At 58.5% G+C, this 18,697-nt stretch carries 24 protein-coding genes and 1 tRNA gene; 19 read left to right on the top strand and 6 right to left on the bottom strand.

Annotated elements, in window-relative coordinates; translation table 11 throughout:
• Both AC6I6H_RS12195 and AC6I6H_RS12190 read right to left on the bottom strand, forming a co-directional pair.
• Positions 1-73 (bottom strand) — tRNA-Val (locus AC6I6H_RS12195).
• 128 nt (positions 74-201) lie between these two features.
• On the bottom strand, positions 202-420 hold the full coding sequence (locus tag AC6I6H_RS12190) for a hypothetical protein (RefSeq protein ID WP_497954082.1): 219 nt from the start codon (positions 418-420) through the stop codon (positions 202-204).
• A gap of 328 nt (positions 421-748) precedes the next feature.
• On the opposite strand from AC6I6H_RS12190, the gene AC6I6H_RS12185 reads away from it, so the two are divergent.
• The 4 genes from AC6I6H_RS12185 to AC6I6H_RS12170 all read left to right on the top strand — a co-directional run bounded on the left by AC6I6H_RS12185 (position 749) and on the right by AC6I6H_RS12170 (position 2,956).
• Entirely contained in the window at positions 749-1,318 is a 570-nt protein-coding gene (locus tag AC6I6H_RS12185) for an HD-GYP domain-containing protein (RefSeq protein WP_497954081.1), read from the top strand.
• Positions 1,319-1,565: 247 nt separating this feature from the next.
• Positions 1,566-2,264, top strand: a complete 699-nt coding sequence (locus tag AC6I6H_RS12180; RefSeq protein ID WP_497954079.1) for a glycosyltransferase family 2 protein — start codon at positions 1,566-1,568, stop codon at positions 2,262-2,264.
• A gap of 4 nt (positions 2,265-2,268) precedes the next feature.
• The gene (locus tag AC6I6H_RS12175; protein WP_497954078.1) at positions 2,269-2,637 is read left to right on the top strand and encodes a DUF2304 domain-containing protein; all 369 of its coding nucleotides are present in this window, start codon (positions 2,269-2,271) and stop codon (positions 2,635-2,637) included.
• Complete coding sequence (locus tag AC6I6H_RS12170) at positions 2,609-2,956, top strand: EamA family transporter (RefSeq protein WP_497954077.1); 348 nt, start codon at positions 2,609-2,611, stop codon at positions 2,954-2,956. The genes AC6I6H_RS12175 and AC6I6H_RS12170 overlap by 29 nt, the downstream gene beginning before the upstream one ends.
• A gap of 124 nt (positions 2,957-3,080) precedes the next feature.
• Here the strand turns inward: AC6I6H_RS12170 and AC6I6H_RS12165 are convergent, their stop codons facing one another.
• The gene (locus AC6I6H_RS12165; RefSeq protein WP_497954076.1) at positions 3,081-3,500 is read right to left on the bottom strand and encodes a CBS domain-containing protein; all 420 of its coding nucleotides are present in this window, start codon (positions 3,498-3,500) and stop codon (positions 3,081-3,083) included.
• A gap of 167 nt (positions 3,501-3,667) precedes the next feature.
• Between AC6I6H_RS12165 and AC6I6H_RS12160 the strand changes: the two genes are divergently transcribed.
• Together AC6I6H_RS12160 and AC6I6H_RS12155 are read left to right on the top strand one after the other, a co-directional pair.
• Positions 3,668-4,117, top strand: coding sequence for a GNAT family N-acetyltransferase (locus tag AC6I6H_RS12160; RefSeq protein ID WP_497954075.1), 450 nt, complete (start codon positions 3,668-3,670; stop codon positions 4,115-4,117).
• Between the two features lie 76 nt (positions 4,118-4,193).
• A complete protein-coding gene (locus AC6I6H_RS12155; protein WP_497954073.1) occupies positions 4,194-4,436 on the top strand; it encodes a DUF3892 domain-containing protein in 243 nt (80 codons plus the stop codon).
• A gap of 87 nt (positions 4,437-4,523) precedes the next feature.
• Here AC6I6H_RS12155 and AC6I6H_RS12150 read toward each other — a convergent pair whose 3' ends face one another.
• Positions 4,524-5,264: an MBL fold metallo-hydrolase gene (locus AC6I6H_RS12150; protein WP_497954071.1), complete on the bottom strand. Its 741-nt coding sequence runs from the start codon at positions 5,262-5,264 to the stop codon at positions 4,524-4,526.
• A gap of 171 nt (positions 5,265-5,435) precedes the next feature.
• On the opposite strand from AC6I6H_RS12150, the gene AC6I6H_RS12145 reads away from it, so the two are divergent.
• The 5 genes from AC6I6H_RS12145 (at position 5,436) to AC6I6H_RS12125 (ending at position 7,971) form a co-directional block, all read left to right on the top strand.
• Positions 5,436-5,642: a hypothetical protein gene (locus AC6I6H_RS12145; protein ID WP_497954070.1), complete on the top strand. Its 207-nt coding sequence runs from the start codon at positions 5,436-5,438 to the stop codon at positions 5,640-5,642.
• Between the two features lie 102 nt (positions 5,643-5,744).
• Positions 5,745-6,233 (top strand): CcdC family protein, encoded by a 489-nt coding sequence (locus AC6I6H_RS12140; RefSeq protein WP_497954069.1) that lies wholly within the window; start codon positions 5,745-5,747, stop codon positions 6,231-6,233.
• A gap of 199 nt (positions 6,234-6,432) precedes the next feature.
• Positions 6,433-6,810 carry a YhjD family protein gene (locus AC6I6H_RS12135; RefSeq protein ID WP_497954068.1) on the top strand — a complete coding sequence of 126 codons (378 nt, stop codon included), beginning with the start codon at positions 6,433-6,435 and terminating at the stop codon, positions 6,808-6,810.
• Between the two features lie 122 nt (positions 6,811-6,932).
• Entirely contained in the window at positions 6,933-7,544 is a 612-nt protein-coding gene (locus AC6I6H_RS12130) for a stalk domain-containing protein (protein WP_497954067.1), read from the top strand.
• A 118-nt stretch (positions 7,545-7,662) separates the two neighbouring features.
• On the top strand, positions 7,663-7,971 hold the full coding sequence (locus tag AC6I6H_RS12125) for a DUF1292 domain-containing protein (RefSeq protein ID WP_497954066.1): 309 nt from the start codon (positions 7,663-7,665) through the stop codon (positions 7,969-7,971).
• Between the two features lie 176 nt (positions 7,972-8,147).
• On the opposite strand, the gene AC6I6H_RS12120 is transcribed toward AC6I6H_RS12125, so the two are convergent.
• Positions 8,148-9,191: a Gfo/Idh/MocA family protein gene (locus AC6I6H_RS12120; RefSeq protein WP_497954065.1), complete on the bottom strand. Its 1,044-nt coding sequence runs from the start codon at positions 9,189-9,191 to the stop codon at positions 8,148-8,150.
• A gap of 211 nt (positions 9,192-9,402) precedes the next feature.
• Positions 9,403-10,872 carry an aminotransferase class I/II-fold pyridoxal phosphate-dependent enzyme gene (locus tag AC6I6H_RS12115; protein ID WP_497954064.1) on the bottom strand — a complete coding sequence of 490 codons (1,470 nt, stop codon included), beginning with the start codon at positions 10,870-10,872 and terminating at the stop codon, positions 9,403-9,405.
• A 490-nt stretch (positions 10,873-11,362) separates the two neighbouring features.
• Between AC6I6H_RS12115 and AC6I6H_RS12110 the strand changes: the two genes are divergently transcribed.
• The 8 genes from AC6I6H_RS12110 (at position 11,363) to AC6I6H_RS12075 (ending at position 18,685) form a co-directional block, all read left to right on the top strand.
• Positions 11,363-11,959, top strand: a complete 597-nt coding sequence (locus AC6I6H_RS12110; RefSeq protein WP_497954063.1) for a YkzI domain-containing protein — start codon at positions 11,363-11,365, stop codon at positions 11,957-11,959.
• A 146-nt stretch (positions 11,960-12,105) separates the two neighbouring features.
• A complete protein-coding gene (locus AC6I6H_RS12105; RefSeq protein WP_497954062.1) occupies positions 12,106-13,680 on the top strand; it encodes a gluconokinase in 1,575 nt (524 codons plus the stop codon).
• 7 nt (positions 13,681-13,687) lie between these two features.
• Positions 13,688-15,106: an NADP-dependent phosphogluconate dehydrogenase gene (gnd, locus tag AC6I6H_RS12100; protein ID WP_497954060.1), complete on the top strand. Its 1,419-nt coding sequence runs from the start codon at positions 13,688-13,690 to the stop codon at positions 15,104-15,106.
• A gap of 154 nt (positions 15,107-15,260) precedes the next feature.
• Positions 15,261-15,797 (top strand): shikimate kinase, encoded by a 537-nt coding sequence (locus tag AC6I6H_RS12095; protein WP_497954059.1) that lies wholly within the window; start codon positions 15,261-15,263, stop codon positions 15,795-15,797.
• Positions 15,794-17,086 carry a 3-phosphoshikimate 1-carboxyvinyltransferase gene (gene aroA, locus AC6I6H_RS12090; RefSeq protein ID WP_497954056.1) on the top strand — a complete coding sequence of 431 codons (1,293 nt, stop codon included), beginning with the start codon at positions 15,794-15,796 and terminating at the stop codon, positions 17,084-17,086. The genes AC6I6H_RS12095 and aroA overlap by 4 nt, the downstream gene beginning before the upstream one ends.
• A gap of 69 nt (positions 17,087-17,155) precedes the next feature.
• Positions 17,156-17,578: a CoA-binding protein gene (locus AC6I6H_RS12085; protein ID WP_497954054.1), complete on the top strand. Its 423-nt coding sequence runs from the start codon at positions 17,156-17,158 to the stop codon at positions 17,576-17,578.
• Positions 17,579-17,756: 178 nt separating this feature from the next.
• Positions 17,757-18,386: a hypothetical protein gene (locus AC6I6H_RS12080; protein WP_497954053.1), complete on the top strand. Its 630-nt coding sequence runs from the start codon at positions 17,757-17,759 to the stop codon at positions 18,384-18,386.
• 53 nt (positions 18,387-18,439) lie between these two features.
• On the top strand, positions 18,440-18,685 hold the full coding sequence (locus tag AC6I6H_RS12075; protein ID WP_497954051.1) for a hypothetical protein: 246 nt from the start codon (positions 18,440-18,442) through the stop codon (positions 18,683-18,685).
• Positions 18,686-18,697 lie beyond the last annotated feature (12 nt).

Raw genomic sequence — 18,697 nt, 5'->3', positions numbered from 1 at the left:
TGATCTGTAGTGGGCTCGAACCACTGACCCCCACCCTGTCAAGATGGTGCTCTCCCAGCTGAGCTAACAGATCATATCGGCTTGTGTCGTTTGCCGTGTTGTCGGCGGCGACAAAAAATATAATATCAGGTGGTCGGGGGAAAGTCAACAGGTATTTTAGAAATTCTATGTACGGGCCGATCTTGCGACCGGCTCCTTGCTTTACAGCACTACGAACTCGCAGAATTCTCGCAGGTAATAGGCGTCGCAGCGGCTTCCGTCCGCCCGGCGGATGACGACGGAGTCCCGCGTGAAGCGCTGGACGGTGCCGCAGTCTTCTACGCATGCTCCGCTGCGGTAAACCGCGATTGGCCGCTGAAAAAAGATGGCATTGTCAAAGTCGGCGTCGTTCAGCAGCTGATGTGGCAGGTTTGTTTGCAAGGGATTCACCTCGTTGAAAATGGTAAAGAAGGTTGATTCGACAAAAAAATCAAAACTCCTGCTTGGGAAGGGGATCATCCGGCATGTTTTCTCCGTCTCGGGAACGAGGGCGGGCGGCTGGCGATCCAAAGGTCCTATTTTCTATATCGGCTCAACGGCCCGGCTTCTGTACTGTTTTCGGGATAATTTTACCGCTTGCGACCCGCGGGAGAAGGAATCGCCAAGGCGGCGTCGAATTGACATGACAGGTCAAAAAATGGCATGACGCATAATCCCAAAGCGGCTGACGTCAGCCGATGCGCAGGCTTTACCATTCCAACGGAAAGGGGTGTCGGGTATTATCTCCACGATTGAACAGAAGGACCCTTATACCAAAGGCCATAGCGAAAGAGTGGGCGTTTACGCCATGATTCTTGCCCGGCATTTGAACGTGCTGGAGGAAAGGGAGCTGGAGGCGTTTTACAACGCCTGTTTGCTTCATGACGTGGGGAAAATCAGCATCCCCGATCACATCTTACTTAAAAACGGTCCTTTGACCGACGAAGAATACAGTGTCATCAAGCGGCATCCGGTATGCGGTGCAGAAGCGGTCCAAGCGATCCCCGGGCTGGAGGAATGCGTGCCGATCATTCTGCATCATCATGAACGGTGGGACGGGAGAGGATACCCCAACCGGCTGGAAGGCGAAGACATTCCGCTCCTTGCCCGAATTGCGGCAGTCGCGGATGCGTTCGACGCCATGACCTCCCACCGGACTTACCGTTCGGCCCTTTCCACGGAAGAAGCCCACCGGCGGATTACCGCCGAAAAAGGCGCCCAGTTTGATCCCGGACTGGTCGACGCGTTCGAGTATGTGTATCCGGAATGGAAAACCATTGCGGAGCGGCAGTTCGCGTGACGAAGGCTTTTTTGCCTTGACCGTGCACCCGGCCTTTTCCCGCCCAATCATTCGAACCTAGCAAAGGATGCCGGCGGCATCCTTTTTAAATGCTTGTTTTATGTGGAATCCAAGGTATACTATATTAGTTGAGACTTGCATTCGGTTCTTGCGCGCCGCATTTGTTTAAGAAGTATCAGATTCCGGCTTCGGGAACGGACGTATTAGGCGGCATGCGTCAGGCTGCGACACAGAGGAGAGTTAAACCATGAAAGCGCTGGTTATCATTCCGGCATACAATGAAGAAAAAAGCATTGAGGCGGTCCTTCGCTCCGTCAAGCGCTGGCACCCCGACATCGATATTGTGGTTGTGAACGACGGCTCCAGGGACGACACCAGCCGCGTGGCGAAAGCCACCGGGCTTGCCCATGTCGTCGATCTGCCGGTCAACCTCGGCATCGGCGGTGCCGTGCAGACCGGTTATTTGTTTGCGTACCAGAACGGCTACGACATCGCCATTCAAATCGACGCCGACGGACAGCATGACCCGGCGGACCTGGAGAAGATCATCCAGGTGGTGGCGAGCGGCCAGGCGGCCTGCTGCGTCGGCTCCCGGTTTGTCGAGAAGACGGAATACCAGCCGAGCTTCTTCCGCGGCTTCGGGATCAATTTCTTTTCCCGTATGATCAAGATGACCGTCGGCAAACGCATCACCGACCCGACCTCCGGCTTCCGCGCCGTCAACCGGGACGTGATCGAAGTGTTTGCCCGGTATTACCCCGACGATTATCCCGAAGTCGAGGCCATCGTGCTGCTGGAGCGGATGGGCCATACGGTCAAGGAAGCCTCCGTCAACATGCACGTCCGCGCGGCCGGGCAGTCCTCGATCACCCCTTTCAAGTCCATGTATTACATGATCAAGGTCTCGCTTGCCGTAATCATGACCCGGATAAGGAATGTGAACTGACGTTATGAATATTTTCACGCTTTCCGTCATTTTCTGTCTCTTGTTTATCGGCTTCGTCGTGGAGATGATCCGCCGCCGCAAAATTTCCGAACGTTATTCGATTTTGTGGCTGATGCTGGGGCTCGTCATGCTGGTGTTCAGCCTGTTCCCGACGTTCCTCGACCGGATCTCCAAAGCGATCGGCGTGGTGTACGGCACTTCGCTGCTGTTCTTTATCGGCTTTATCTTTTCGCTGGTGTTCATTCTTCACCTCACCACCGTCATCACGAAGCTTGACCGCAAAATGACCCGGCTGACGCAGGAGCTCGCCCTGCTGAAGGCCCGCCGGGAAGAGGAGGCCGCCGGTGATCGTTCTGCTGATCGTCCTCTGTAACGTATTGCTTCTGGTGACGGGCCAGACGATGTGGAAATACGCGCTCAACCGCCATCCGCTCCGTTCGCCGGGCGACCTGCTGACGCTGCTGACAGATCCGGTTATGCTCGGCGGCTGCGTACTGTTTGCCATCGCGACCGTCGTCTGGTTCTACGCGCTCAGCCGTTACGACCTCAGCCGGATTTATCCGCTGCAGTCGATGGCTTACGTGCTTGGCGCGCTGGCGGGGATTCTGCTGTTCAAGGAAACGATGAGTACGGCCCAATGGATCGGCATGGTTCTGATTCTGGGCGGCGCCGTGCTGGTGGCCAAGCCCTGAGGCGCAGCGCGCTATTGGCGCGATATGCCGCCGGCGTGGCTTCCAACTCGTCAAAAAAAGCGTCTTCACCGGGAAACCGGGAAGACGCTTTTTTTATACAAGGGCAGGCTTCCCGCGGGAAAACCTAAGGGGTAAGGCCTTTTAACACCGACTTGGCGCAGTATTCGATGACTTCGCTCCGGCGCACGATCCCGATGAACCGGTCCGTGTCGTCGACGACCGGCACAAAGTTCTGCACCTGCACCAGAGTGATCAAATCCTCCATATTGGAATCGATGCGGACGGTTTTGTTTTGCAGGCGAAAGGGCACCTCGGCGAGCGTGTGGCGGTGCGCGGTTTCAAAGGTAATCGCCGGCCGGTTGTTTTTGAAAAACCAGAGCAGGTCGCCTTCGGTGACCGTTCCGGCGTAGGTGCCGTCTTCATTCAGGACGGGAACGGCCGTGTAGCGGTGAAACTCCATGCGTTCCAATGTTTGCCGGAGGGTGGTTTCCGGGGTCAAGCAGATGACGTCCACCTTCGGAAGCAGGAAAAAAGCGATATTCATAAGAAACGTAAACTCCTTTTGGAAAATCGGATGAGGGTTTGCCTTCCCATTGTACCAAATCCGGCGGTCCGAAGACAGGAGTTTACGAAACGGACGAAAAACGCTACAGTTAGGAAAACGCCGGGACAACCGGCCGCAGCAGCAAAGACAAAGGAGACTGGTGGAACGTGGAAATCACGGTAAAGAGAGTGGAAAACGAAGAAGAACTGAAAGCCTGTCTGGATATCCGGTTCCGTGTCTTTGTGGATGAACAACAGGTGCCGGAAGAAGAAGAAATCGATTCGTTCGACGCGTCGGTGACGGCCTCCCGTCATTTTCTGGTGCGAGCGGACGGGAAACCCGTGGCGACCGCTCGGTCCCGCTTTTATGGGGACGCGGAGACGATCAAGCTTCAGCGCATTGCGGTGCTGGCCGAGTGCCGGGGAACCGGCACGGGACGGAAGCTGGTGCTGGCAATGGAGGACGACGCCCGCGGAGCGGGAGCCGTCCGCTCCATGCTTGACGCCCAGTGCCAGGCCGAGCCGTTTTACCGCAAGCTGGGCTATGAAACGGTGTCGCCCGAGCCTTTTCTGGACGCGGGCATTCCGCACGTGCGGATGGAAAAAAAACTCGTCTGAGCATCCCTTACGCATAAGGGCCGGCGTTTCCGCCTATTCTAACCGGTGCAAGGAAAGAAAAAGGAGGCTGACCGCAATGAGCCCGAATCGGGAAAATGCCGAGGAAGTGCAAGCCGTGCGGAAGAACGGCGACGGAGACATCGTCGAGCTGAAGCTTTCCTCCGGCCGGACCGTGGATTACAAAACGGCGCAGCAATTGGCGAAAACCGGAGAGCTCCAGGGCGTAAACGTGTTCCGCGGACGAGACGGGGACGAGCATTTGCGCTCCAACGCTGACGGGAATCCGGATAACAACCTGGACAACCTGCCCCAGTTTTAACGGAACACGTTTCATCGAAAACAGACGGTCTCAAAATGAAAACCGGACCAGGCAGGAAGTGATCTGCCCGGTCCGGTTATTTTGCGTTCAGAGCACGTACGTTTCGCGGGGGAGGAGGAAGCGCATCGCCCCGGTGCGGCCTTCGAACGCCTCGCGTTCGTCGCCGTAATGCATCAGCCAGAGGCTGCGCTGGATTTCCTCCGGCAGCGTCAGCAGCTCGTCAAGGGCGGTATGCACCACTGCGGGGCCGGTCAGCTGGCATTCGTGAAAGAGGTGGCGGCATTTGCGCTCGTAGTAGGCGTATTCGATCAGGGTCCGGTCAAAGACTGTGTCCGCGCTGTAAAACACCCGGCCGTTCAGAATTACGCAAAAGCTCGGCTTGCCGGGAATGTGGCGGGTGGGCAGCACTTCGGCCGTCAGGTTCTCCGAAATCCGGACGGGCTGGCCCACCGTAAGCGGAGTGATTTCAAAGTAATCGGCGAGCCCCGTGCACCCTTCCCCCTGGCTTTCCATACCGCCGCGCAGCGTATTTTCCCAGATCGGCGTCAGAAGCGCTTCCGGGATAAACAGTTTGGGCTTTTTCCCCAGCAAATAGCGGATGCGGAAGGTGAGCTCCTCCAGGCCGCCCACATGATCCGCGTGAAGATGGGTGATCAGAAAGCCGCCGATGTCCTCAAGCCCCACGCCCATTTCGTGCAGCGCGAGCGGAGCCGTTATGCCGCAATCCACCAGCAGCTGAAAATCTCCCGAAGCGAACAGGGCGTTGGTGTTGCCGTAAGTTTTGGAGAACGCTCCTCCCGTGCCAAGCATGCGGACCTGCAGCGTCATCGCAAACCCCTCCTGTATGAGCGTCCCGTGTAACCGGGTTTTGCGTTTACTTTACCACGGAACAAGCCGTCATGAAAAGTTTGGCCGCCGGCGGACGAAAAAAGGACGAATCCGGGCTTCTCCCCACATATTCTGTTCTAGCAGTTCATTTTCCCGAATGGGGGGAAGCGTATGGCAAAAGCAAACGCCAAGAAAAAGGAAATGCCGGCCGTCACGGACAAAAACCGCTTCACGATGAAAATGGTCACCTCGGATGTGTGTGCGGTCTGCCGGCACCCGTGCGCGCGGGGAATGCGGTATGCGGAGCTGATGGCTGCGCCCGGAGCCCTCGGCAGAGGAGTGCCCTGCATGCTGACAAAAGGAAAAGCGTACAAGTAACGGGTTTCGGAGGGGCTCGCGGACGGCCCGCTGCCGCTCGGCTTTCTTCCCCCCCGGCAATAGAGGTATAATAAAGGCAAACAAACGGGGAGGAAAGCGACCATGTCTATCAGCTTCAACACGCACCTTCTGCCGCTGCTGATCTCGGCCGGTTTCGCCCTTTCGGTCATCGTCATCCGGCTGAAGGCGTCGGAACGGCCGACCAGCGTCCGCAAAATTATCATCCCTCCCCTCGGCATGAGCACCGGCTTCCTGATGTTTCTGTACCCGCCGATGCGGATTCCCTGGCTTTGGGCGCTTGGCGCATTCCTGGCGGGAGCCGTCTTTTTTTCGTACCCGCTCATTCGAACGTCAAAGTTCGTTTTATCCGGGGGAGAGGTCTACCTCAAACGCTCCAAAGCTTTTGTTTTTATTTTGCTTTTTCTGTTGGCCGTTCGCCTGACGCTGCATAACTATGTCGAGCATTTCATCAGCCTGCAGCAAACGGCATCCGTCTTTTTCATCCTGGCGTTCGGCATGCTGCTGCCCTGGCGGCTGGCCATGCTGCGGCGGTACCGGACGATTCGGGGAACGGCCGTGCTGGAGCCGTAACAAAAGTGCCGCCCCGTTCTGTCAAACCGGGGCAATCCCAAGACGTCCTGTCCGACCCGGAGCGTTTTCCACGATCCGGACGGGCCGGGCGTTTTTGGCGTTCCCGGATGCGGGAGCCAATCCAGGGGGATATTCACGGTTGTAAAGGGGAACCTGTGTTCGTATACTGATAACAAAAGAGAAGGAGGCGGCGGACGGAATGGAACCCGAGAACAGTCCGGAAAGCCGGATAGGCGATTATATCGTTACGGAGTATCTGTTGAAGGCGCTGGACGCGGATCACCGGCTGGCCGCCGCCTCGCGGCCCGACCGCTTTGAGGAGGGGCTGTTCGAGCGTCTGAGCGGGCGGGCCGAGCGGGAGCACCGGCAGACCGGGAGGGCGCTCCGGCAAATGGGCTGCCGGGTCTTGGCCAGCACCGTATCCCCCGAGCGGAACGTCGAGGTGGTGTACCTGCACCGGGGTTATGAGCGGCGTTACGGCATGCTTCCGGTTATCCTGAAGGAAAAATGCGAGCGCAAGCTGACCCGGCTGCTGGAGCCGGGGCCCTCTGAAACCGGAGGCCGCCATACTCCTTGACGCCCTCCGCCCGCGGTTGTTTCGGCCCTTCATTTTTTTACCGGGACAAACGCAACTCCTTGCATTCGGCCGAGTATAACTTATACAAGACAACACCGAACTGATGGAGGGAAAGGGACAAGATGAAAGCCAAACGATTGATTGTCCTGCTCATTGCGTTTACAATGCTATTCGGGGCAAGCGCCTATGCGGAGTCCCTGTGGGGAGAATACGAGGGCTTTTCCAGAGTCAAAATGAAAGTGGACGGCACCGAGATTAAACCGACGGAGAACGAAGCGCCCGCCATTCTGATGAACGAACGGACGATGATTCCGCTGCGCCAGGCCGGAGCCGCGCTGCGCGCGCTGGTCAATTGGGACAGCGCCACCCAAACGGTCGACATCTTCAAGCCGAACGTGAACATGGTGTTTGCCCAGGACGTAAGCGCCGAGGACTTTACGCTCAAGAAGCCGTTCGCCCGCGTGGAAAAAGGCAAAACGGTCGACTTCGTCGTTTTTACCGACGCCGACAGCGTGACCGTCCCGGTGGAAGGCTTCCGTATCTCGATCGTCGCGCCGAACGGGGAGACCGTCGCCACCAGCCCGGTGGAAGTGCCGCCGAAGGAGAAGTCGTTCTGGTATTTCTGGAAGGTCAAGCAGGAATTCAGCCAGAAAGGCGACTACAAAGTGAAGTTCGCGTTCAAGTACAAAGGCGAGTTTACCGTCGTCTCCGAGAAAACAATCACTTCGTACTGAGATCGCCATAATCCGGCCCCGGCCGGACCGCCGTTCGCAAGAACGGCTTTTCTTTTGGGGAATACTTATGGTACGATACACAAGTAATGCAGACTTTTTTGGAGAAAGAAGGGATATCGTGAGCGATCATCACCACCACGATGGCTGCGAATGCGGCCACGATCACGATCACAACCATGAAGACGAAGTATTTGTCGTAACCGACGAAGAGGGCAAAGAACACGAAATGGTTATGGTATATACTTTTGAGTCCGAAGAACAGGCGTATGCGGTGCTTCTCGACCGCAACGACCCGGAAGCCGCCGGCATTATCTTCCGCATCGAAGAAGAGAATGACGAGGCTTATCTGGTGAGCATCGAGGACGACGAAGAGTGGAAGCGCGTGGAAGCCGTGTATCAGGAAATCGCGGCGCAGGACGCGGAGTAACGGCAGGAGAGAAAGGTTGTCCGAAAGCGGCGGTCCGCTTTTGGACAACCTTTTTTGTTTGCGTTCTTGCTTGCAGGGAAGGCCGCAAGGCCCCGGCAGAGCAGGGATGGAAACGCCGCATGCAAAAAGGCCGCCCGGCGAAAGCGGAGGCTTTCCCGTCGGCGGCACATTGGACATTAGTAATTGACAACCTCCGGCACCCGTTCCAGGCAGGGGATGGGACGGTTTTCCCGGATGGCTTTGTCGCCCATAAACGTAATTTCGAGCGCCCGGTAAAAGTCCTTCAGGAACGGGCGGGGGTCGAGGTTCTCCTCGATCATGCGGATCAGATGGTCAAACTGGAGATCCGTCGGCTTGGCGTCGAACGGAACGTTGAAATCCTCGCGCCGTCCGTCCGCATACTGCACCTCCACCAGGTTGCCGAGCTCGCGGCCTTCGGTGCGGGAGGATTGATAAATGATGCGGATGCGGCCCTTCGGTCCAATGAACTCCTTCAGGTTGTCGTAAGGCATCGAGTGGCCCCAGCCCGCTTCGTAATACCCGAGCGATCCGTCCGAGAGCTTGAGGGTAATCATGCCGTAGTTGTAGGAGTCGACAGGCACGTCCGGCTCCAGCCGCTGGCCGAATCCGCTGACCGACAAAACCTCCGCCCCGGTAAACCAGCGCATCACATCCACATAGTGAACGCCGCAGTCGATGATCGGCGAGACTTCCTTCAGCAGAGCCAGGTGCGAGCCCCAGGTTTCCGCCGGGTTTTTGATCTGGGACATGCGCATCACGATCGGACCGCCGATCACGCCGTTCTTGATCATGTTGCGCACGATCCGGTACGTCGTGTTGTGACGCAGAATGTGGCCGATCAAAAGCTTGGTCCTGGCGGTGGAGCCAAGCTGCACCATCTCCGCGGCTTCGCGGAGGGAGGCGGCCATCGGCTTTTCGCACAGGACGTGTTTGCCGGCGGCCAGGCAGGCCCGGGTGATCTCCAGGTGAGAAGACGGGTAAGTGGCGATGATCACGATGTCCACATCATCCCGAACGAGATATTCTTTATAATTGGTGCTCCACGAAGAAGCGAGGTACTTGGCTGCAAAAGCCTGGGCCTTGTCGGGGACCAGATCGGCCACCCCGACCAAGTTGACGCTCGGATGGGAACGCAGGCTGTTCAAGTGCGCCGCTCCCATCGAACCGCATCCGATCAGAACGACCCCGTATTTTCTCATGGCGATGGCTCACTTCCGATTCTGAGAATGACTGACTGCCGTCAGAGCGCTGCAGGGCCTATATCTGAAATTGCTGTCCCTTCACGATTCTTCCGGTTGCAGCTTAAAGTATAGGGAACAAGCATAGAAAAAGATAGTGTCATTCTAGTTGATTTTATATTCGATTTTGGCATGTTGCGGCGTTAAGGAAAAAGCGGCCTTTCGGCCGCCATTAGAAAATCGCTTGCGTTTCCTTGATGACCTTCACGTTGCGCACAGACCGGTCCTCCGGTCCCTTGACCGGCAGCCCGACTTCCACGTGATCCATGATGTAATCGATGTTCTCCTGCGAGATCACTTCGCCCGGCAGAAGAATCGGGATGCCCGGCGGGTAAACATAGATGAACTCCGCCATGATCCGGCCGGCGGATTCCGTAAACGGAATCACCTCGGTATCTCCGTAGAAGGCGTCCCGGGGCGAAAGCGAAAGCTGCGGAATTTCCGGCGTGATGACGACAAGCTCGTTTGCCGTCTTGATGTTGTAGTTCAGCTCCGACATGTGGCGCAGGGCGCCCACCAGCAGGTTGACCGTCTCCTCGGAGTCTCCGGGGGTGATCAAGCAGAGGATGTTGTACATATCGCTGAGCTCGACTTCAATCTGATAATGTTCGCGCAGCCAATTTTCCGCCTCGTAGCCGGTGATGCCGAGATGGCGGACAAGAATGTTTATTTTCATCGGGTCGTAATCGTAAGTCGCTTCCGTGCCCAGAATGTCTTCGCCGAAGCAGTAGAGGCCCGGAATCGTGTTGATCCGCTCGCGGGCGTGCTCGGCGAGCGCCACCGCCTTGTCGGCCATCTGCCGGCCGTTCACCGCCAGGTTGCGGCGGGCGGTATCGAGGGAAGCGAGCAAAAGATACGACGTCGAGGTCGTGGTCAGCATGCTGATAATGGTCTGCACCCGTTTCGGGTTGACCCGGTTGCCGCGGATGTTGAGGACGGAGCTTTGGGTCAGCGAGCCGCCCAGCTTGTGGATGCTCGTCGCCGCCAGATCCGCGCCCGCCTGCATGGCCGACATCGGGAGATCGTCGTGGAACGGGAGAAGCGCTCCGTGCGCTTCGTCCACCAGAACCGGGATGTCGTATTCATGCACGAGATCGACGATTTCCTTCAGGTTGGCGCAGACGCCGTAGTAGGTCGGATTGATGACCAGCACGGCCTTGGCGTCCGGATGCGCCTCCAGCGCTTTGCGGACGGAACGGGTGGTGATCCCGTGGTCGATGCCGAGGTTTTGGTCGCGCACCGGCGAAAGAAAGATCGGCTTGGCGCCGACGAAAATGATCGCCGACATGACCGATTTGTGCACGTTGCGCGGAACGATGATTTTATCGCCCTCGGCGCAGACCGACATGATCATGGTCATGATCGCGCCGCTTGTTCCCTGCACGGAAAAAAAGGTATGGTCGGCCAAAAAAGCCTCCGCCGCCAAAGCCTGCGCCTCTTCGATTACGCCCGTCGGCTGATGGAGATCATCCAGAGGGGCGATGTTGATGAGGTCGATGGACAAGGCGTTTTTACCGATAAATTCAGCGAATTCGGGATCCATGCCCACCCCTTTTTTGTGGCCGGGTATATGGAATTGGACGGGGTTGCTGTCCGCGTGCTTGCACAGCGCGGTAAACAGCGGGGTATGACGCTGATCCATTCGGTTCATCTCTTCCTTTCCGTGAAGCCGCCGTGCGGCCCGTTATCATTCGACAAACGTTCGACGAACGTAAAAAGTATAGCAGAACGCGCCGAGGAATCAAGAAAAAAATAACCCCCGGGCTGTGTCAGTTTTTGGACGAATTCCCCGGCAGGGCTCAGGCGAAAGGGGCGGGCCGGATGCGCGGCTCGCAAAAAAAATTTTGCGGGTTGAATAAGAACGGGGAAACGGTCAAAGATGGAAATAACAGGATGCGGCGGCGCATTGCCACGATTTACAGATTGAAGCCGCAGTCCGCTGGCCTTATGCTAGAGGAATTGCGGCAGGGGCGTTTGTCCGCGGGCGTTTTTCGCAAATAGTCGTTCATCCAAGTTGCTAAATTGGAATAATCATAATAAACTAGTAGTAAACCAAAAGTTGTCTGAACATTCCGTCAATTGCTTATCCAACAAATAGCAGTTGCCAAGAGGCCAAGTGGGAGGGGTTTGCCGTGAACAAAATTCACGAAGTCGAGTATTGCAACCTGGATTTGCGCTTTGATCGCCGGCTAATCCGCAGCTTTATCAAGAATCTGATCCAAGAAGGCTACTCCCTCTATTGGAATGAAAGCGATAAAGAATTCGTCATCTCCATTCGTTCCGGACGGAAGCTGGTGAAGCTGCAATTCCAAAGAGTCGGGGAACGGTTTAAAATTGTCGGAAACTATATTTTCCGCGACGAAAAGCTGGCGGAGCTGATGGAAAAGCTGATCAACGACACGAGAGGCCATGCCGTGGTCAAGCGCTTCAAGGACCGTCAGATTCTGATCGAAAACATCATGTTCGGCGAAATTATCCGCATGGTAGAAATCAACGGCGTCGAGCACAAAATTTTGTTCGAGCGCGAACCGGCCATTTCCGGAGAAGAAGTCACCACCGCGATGAAATCCCGCCGCATAGACGAACGGATTCCGGTTTTGCGGCTGGAGCTCGATTACGAGCTGGCTTCGCTTGCGGAAGCAATGGCGGCCGGGGACGCGGAACGGATCGAAGCCGGCAAGCGGCGTCTGGAAGAACTGCGTCAGGAAATGATCACGACCGAGATGTAAGCCTTGCGCTTCCTTTAAAACCCTCCCGCCGTCCGGGAGGGTTTTTGCCGTGCCCGGGGCCGGACGGAGGGGCGCGTTCGGAGTTGGTTTCATTCGGCGAGCTGTGCTATCATGGGGGGAGTAAATGACAGGGGGATTCTGTAGCCATGAGCGAGCATGCGAAACCTTACGCCCTGGCGGTGGATCTGGGAACGACCAGCGCAAAGGTCCTTCTTGTCGGCCGAGACGGAGGCATTGCCGCTTCCCGTTCCGTTCATTACCCGATGCATACGCCGTCTCCGGAAATCGCGGAGCAGGACCCGGACACGATCTTCCGGGCCGTGGTCGGCGGCGTCGGGGACGTAATGCGCGGGTCGGGAATTTCCGGCGGCCGGGTGCGCTGCGTTTCCTTCAGCTCGGCTATGCACAGCCTGATGGCCGTGGACCGGGAAGGGCTTCCGCTAACCCGTCTGATTACCTGGGCGGACAACCGCAGCGTCCGGTACGCCAATTGGCTGAAGGCGGAGGGGGAAGGGGCGCGTCTTTTCCGGCGGACCGGCACCCCCATTCATCCGATGTCCCCGCTGACCAAGCTGATGTGGCTGAAGGATCATGAGCCGGATGTGTTCGGGCGGGCGCACAAGTTTATCGGGATCAAGGAGTACATATTCCACCGCCTGTTCGGCCGCTATATCGTGGATTATTCCATTGCCAGCGCAACGGGGCTGTTCAACCTCGAACGCCTCGCCTGGGACGAGCTTGCCCTGGAACGCTCCGGCATCGGCGCGGACCGGCTGTCCGAAGCGGTTCCCGCTTCCTATGCCGTTCAGGGGCTGGAGCCGGCGGCTGCCGAAGCCATGGGGCTTCCGGCGGACACCCCGTTTGTCGTCGGGGCGGCGGACGGGCCGCTTGCCAACCTGGGCGCCGGGGCGATAGAGCCGGGCGTCTGGGCGCTCACGGTCGGCACGAGCGGCGCCGTTCGCGCGGTCACGGACCGGCCCTTGATCGACCCCGACGGCCGGCTGTTCTGCTATGCCCTCGCGGACGGGCTCTGGACGGTCGGCGGAGCGATCAACAACGGAGGCATCATGTTCCGCTGGACCAGGGACGTGCTCGCCAGCCTGGAGGCGGAGGAAGGGCGCAGGCGAGGCCTCGATCCGTACGACTACCTGACCGAGCTGGCGCATGAAGTGGACCCGGGCTCGGACGGCCTTATTTTTCTTCCATTTTTGCTCGGGGAGCGGGCCCCCAACTGGAACTCCAACGCGCGCGGCGTTTTCTTCGGGTTGTCCATGAACCACGGCAAAAAGCATATGATCCGCGCCGTGATGGAAGGCGTCGTTTACCGGCTGCACTCCGTCACGAAGGTGCTGACCGAGCTCGGCGGCCCGGCCCGCGAGCTGCGCGCCTCCGGCGGCTTCAGCCGGTCGGCCTTGTGGCGGCAGATGCTCGCCGACGTGATGGACAAACCCGTCGTGGCAACCGACAGCGCCGAAAGCTCCGGCATCGGGGCGGCTTACCTGGGGTTTTGGGCGATGGGCGACGTTTCGTCGCTCGCCGGCATCAAGGATTGGGTCCATACGCGGGAGCGTCATTTGAGCGATCCCGCCTGCCATCAGGTCTATAAAGAGCTGACCGGGATTTACGAGCGCGTGTACCAAAGCCTGGTCCGCGAATTCGACGCGATCGCCGATTACCAGCAGCGGGCGCTCAGTCAAAAGATCACCATATCGAAAGGATGAGACAGTCATGACAAAACAGCAGATTGGCGTAGTGGGACTGGCCGTCATGGGCAAAAACCTGGCGCTGAATATTGAAAGCAGAGGCTTTACGGTTTCGGTTTACAACCGCAGCCGCGAGAAAACCGACGAGCTTCTGGCCGAAGCGCCGGGCAAAAACCTGACGGGTACATACAGCGTGGAAGAATTCGTGGCGTCGCTGGAAACGCCTCGCAAAATATTGCTGATGGTCAAAGCGGGAGCGGCGACGGACGGCACGATCGAGCAGCTGCTTCCGCATCTGGAAAAAGGCGATATCCTGATCGACGGCGGCAACTCCTATTTTCCGGACACCCAGCGCCGCAACAAGGAGCTGGAAGCGCGGGGAATCCGCTTTATCGGAACCGGCGTTTCCGGCGGAGAAGAAGGCGCACTGAAGGGCCCGTCCATCATGCCGGGCGGCCAAAAGGACGCCTACGAGCTCGTCGAGCCGATCCTGACGGCGATTTCCGCCAAAGTGGGCGGCGACCCGTGCTGCACCTACATCGGACCGGACGGAGCCGGGCATTATGTCAAAATGGTCCATAACGGCATCGAATACGGCGACATGCAGCTGATTTCCGAAGCGTATCACCTGCTGAAGGACGTGCTGGGCGTCAGCGCGGAAGAGCTGCACGAGATTTTCAGCGAATGGAACAAAGGCGAGCTGGACAGCTACCTGATCGAAATCACGGCGGACATTTTCAGCCGCAAGGACCCGGAAACCGGCAAGCCGATGGTCGACGTCATTCTGGACACGGCCGGCCAGAAGGGCACCGGCAAATGGACGAGCCAAAGCTCGCTTGACCTTGGCGTTCCGCTGTCGATCATTACCGAGTCCGTATTTGCGCGGTTCATCTCCGCCATGAAAGCGGAGCGGGTGGCCGCGAGCAAGGTGCTGGAAGGACCGGCCAAGACGGAATTCCAGGGCGACCGGAAGGAATTTATCGAAGCGGTGCGCAAAGCGCTGTTCGCCAGCAAAATCTGCTCCTACGCACAAGGCTTTGCCCAAATGCGCGAAGCTTCCGAGGAGTATGGCTGGGACCTGCGCTACGGCGACATCGCGATGATTTTCCGCGGCGGCTGCATCATCCGCGCACAGTTCCTGCAAAACATCAAGGACGCGTACGACCGCGACGCCGCCCTGAAAAATCTGCTGCTTGATCCTTACTTCAAATCCATCGTGCAGAACTATCAGGAGGCGTGGCGCTACGTCGTCTCCATCGCCGTTACCCGCGGCGTTCCGGTTCCGGCTTTCGCCTCGGCGCTGTCCTACTATGACAGCTACCGGACGGAGCGGCTTCCTGCCAACCTGCTGCAGGCGCAGCGCGACTACTTCGGCGCGCATACCTTCGAGCGTGTGGACAAGGAAGGCGTCTTCCATCACAACTGGCTGGAAGGCCTGGAGTAAGTCTCCCGAGCGGACGCGGCCGGGCAGCCCTCGCAAGAGAGCGGCCTGCGGCCGCGTCTTTTTTTGCAGCCGGACCCGGGGACAAAAAAAGATTGCCGTCATCCGGCGCTGTGGTATGATAATGCTTAAACGCACGGATGCGGCGAGGTGAAGCATGGGCAGGGACAATGTAATTTTGATCGGGTTTATGGGGACGGGCAAATCCACGGTAGGCCGGCTGCTCGCGGAGCGTTTGGGCTGGCGGTTTGTCGATCTGGATGTGGCGGTTGAGGAGGACGCAGGAAAATCGATCGCGCAGATGTTTGCGGAGGAGGGGCAGCCGTTTTTTCGCCGGGCGGAAAAACGCGTCCTGCAAAACGTGCTGAGCGGTTCGCGGCAGGTGGTTTCTACGGGGGGCGGCTGCGTGCTCGATCCCGAGAACCGGGCCGTCATGCTGGAGCGCGGGCATGTGGTCGAGCTGCAGGCTTCCTTTCAAACGATCGTGGAGCGGGTGGCCCGGGATACCGGCCGCCCGCTCCTCAAAGGCGATGTGCGGGAGCGGGTCTCCGTTCTGATGGAGGAACGGAAGGATGCCTACCGGTTCGCGCACAGCCGGCTGCACACGGACCGGCTCGCGCCGGCCGAGGCGGCGGAGCGAATCTTCCGGGAATTTCAACAAGCATGCCAGAAGGAGGACGATCAGCGGTTATGAAAGCACATGTGAAACCGGCTCGCCGGTTGTCCGGGGAAATCCAGGCGCTTTCCTCGAAGAACTATACCACCCGCTACCTGCTCGTCGGGGCGTTGGCGGAGGGGACAAGCACCATCTGGTACCCGGCCCATAGCGAAGACAGCGACGCGATGCGCCGCTGCATCCGCGAGCTCGGGGCCGTGGTGGAAGAAGACGAAGAGAAGCTGACCATCCGCGGCTTCGGCTCCCGGCCCTCTCCGGTCCGCGAGCTGAACGTCGGAAACGCCGGCGCGGTGCTGCGCTTTTTGATGGCGGTCGCCGCTCTCGGGGAGGAGATAACGTTTGTCAATACGTATCCCGAATCGCTCGGGAAGCGGCCGCATGACGACCTGATCGACGCCTTGCGGCAGCTGGGCGTCCAGGTGGACGACAACGGCGGCAAGCTGCCGATCACGATTCGCGGGGGCCGTCCGCGCGGGGGCCGGATTGCGGTTTCGGGCAGCGTCAGCTCGCAGTATTTAAGCGCGCTGCTGTTTTTGACGCCGCTGCTGGAAGAGGACAGCGAAATTGAAGTGCTGCACGACCTCAAGTCGAAGATCGTGGTGGGCCAGACGCTGGAGGTGCTGGAGCAGGCGGGCATCCGCATCGAAGCTGCTCCCGACCTGATGCATTTCCGCGTTCCGGGCCGGCAACACTATAAGGCGCAAAGCTACTCGGTGCAGGGGGATTACCCGGGCTCCGCTGCGGTTCTGGCCGCGGCGGCCGTGACGGAGTCGGACGTGCGGGTGCACCGGCTCGCGGAAAAAAGCAAGCAGGGCGAACGCGAGGTGGTTGATGTGCTCCGCGCCATGCAGGTGCCGCTGACGCACGAAAACGGCACGGTGCACGTGCAGGGGACGGGACGCCTCGCAGCCGGCGAGTTTGACGGCGACGGTTTTACCGACGGCGTGCTTGCCATGGTGGCGGCCGCCTCGTTCGCGGAAGGAACTTCCCGCTTCTACAACGTGGAAAATCTGCGTTACAAAGAGTGCGACCGGATCAGCGATTATGTGCGCGAGCTGCGCAAAGCAGGCGTAAACGCGGAGGAGCGGCAGAGCGAAATTATCGTGCACGGCTCGCCGGAAGGTGTGGAGGGCGGCGTGGAGATCGACGCTCATTACGACCACCGCGTGATCATGGCGCTTTCCATTGTTGCCCTTCGCTCGCGCAAGGGACTGACCATCCGCGATGCCCAGCATGTCGCAAAATCGTACCCCGGCTTTTTCGACCATCTGCGGGCGCTGGGGGCGGAGATCGTTTTTGAGGATTGATGACCGCACTTAATGGGAGTAAGGCAGCGGAATCTACTATAGGCTTTAGAAGAAAGGGGAGCGGAGAAGATGCCATTTGAAAATCCCTCGCGCGAACGGATCAAGGAAATTTTGGAGCAGGCGGGGAACATCGCCGTTGTCGGCTTGTCCGACAGCACCGACCGCACGTCTCATATGGTGGCGTCGGCCATGCAGGACCGGGGATACCGGATCATCCCGGTTAACCCGAACGCCGCGAGCATTCTGGGGGAAACCTGTTACCCCTCGCTGACGGACGTGCCGGAACCCGTGGATATTGTCAATGTGTTCCGCCGCAGCGACCAGGTGCTGCCCATTGCGGAACAGGCGGTTCAAATCAAGGCCAAGGTGTTCTGGCTTCAGCAGGGTGTCATCAATGAAGAAGCGGCCCGGCTTTGCCTCGACAACGGAATCGAGGTCATCATGGACCGCTGCATCAAAGTCGAAGACGCGATAACCCGGCCCAGCCGGTAAACTTCAGGAACCGCGCGGCATTTCCCTTGCGCTGCGGCAAACGGACCGGCCCCGGCGGCAGGTCCGTTTGGTTTATCTTCCATCTATAAAAGAGTCGGCGGGAACCCAAAATAAAAAAGGCTTCATGCGGGCAGCGAAGCCGCCTGAAGACTAACCGCCGAGGAGGATGAAACTTTCCATGAACAATTCCCAACAGTACCACAACAGCAATTACAAGGGAAACCAGCAAGGGCACGACGCCTACCTGCGTTCTGATTCGACCAATCCTTCTTCTTATGCCGCTTCTTCCCAGCAAGCCTTTAAACCGACCGGCCAAGTGCAATCCTTCTACAAAGGCCGCAATCAAACCGTGACCAGCAGCACCAGCTTTGCCGGCACGGGCGCTCTGGGGGCGGGCAGCTCGTTCAGCAGCAGCCTGACGAGCGCGGGCTCGCTCGGCCTGACGAGCGGCCTGTCCTCCAGCTCGTTTGGCGCAGGCGCTACGAGCCAAGGAACGGGTTATTCCGCTTCGACCGCCTCTTACCACACGGCCGGCTATAAAGGCGACCAGCCGGGCCATGACCAGTACCTGCGTTCGGATGATCAAAACTCCGGCCAGTTCGCGGCCAGCACGCAATCGTTCCACACGGCGGGTTACAAAGGCAATCAGGAGGGCCATGACCAGTACCTGCGTTCGGATGACCAGAACTCGGGCCAATACGCAGCCAGCACGGAATCGTTCCATACGGCAAGCTACAAAGGCAATCAGCCGGGCCACGATTCGTACCTGCGTTCCGATTCGGCGAATCCGGCCCAAACGCAGGGGTAACCGGTTTTTCCCGGCTGAAAGGCAGCGGTTCGACTACAGGGAGGTGCGATCGGATGCAGCAGGTACAAGAAGCGCCGAATGCCCAAAACCAGCAAGCCAACACGACCAGCGACCGCAGCAAGATCGGCGACAAGGAGCTGAACTACCTCAAGGATTTTATGTCCTGGGAGCTCCTTGCCATGAAAAAATGCCACGAAGCGGCCTCCGGCGTTATGGACGAGCAAATCGCCGGCGTGATCCGGGAAGCGGGACGGCACCATCAGGACCATTACAACGCCATCCTTCAGCACTTAAAGTAAGGAGGTCATCCC

The sequence above is a fragment of the Gorillibacterium sp. sgz306347 genome (assembly GCF_059735245.1).
This window is presented reverse-complemented; position numbering and strand designations above follow the sequence as displayed.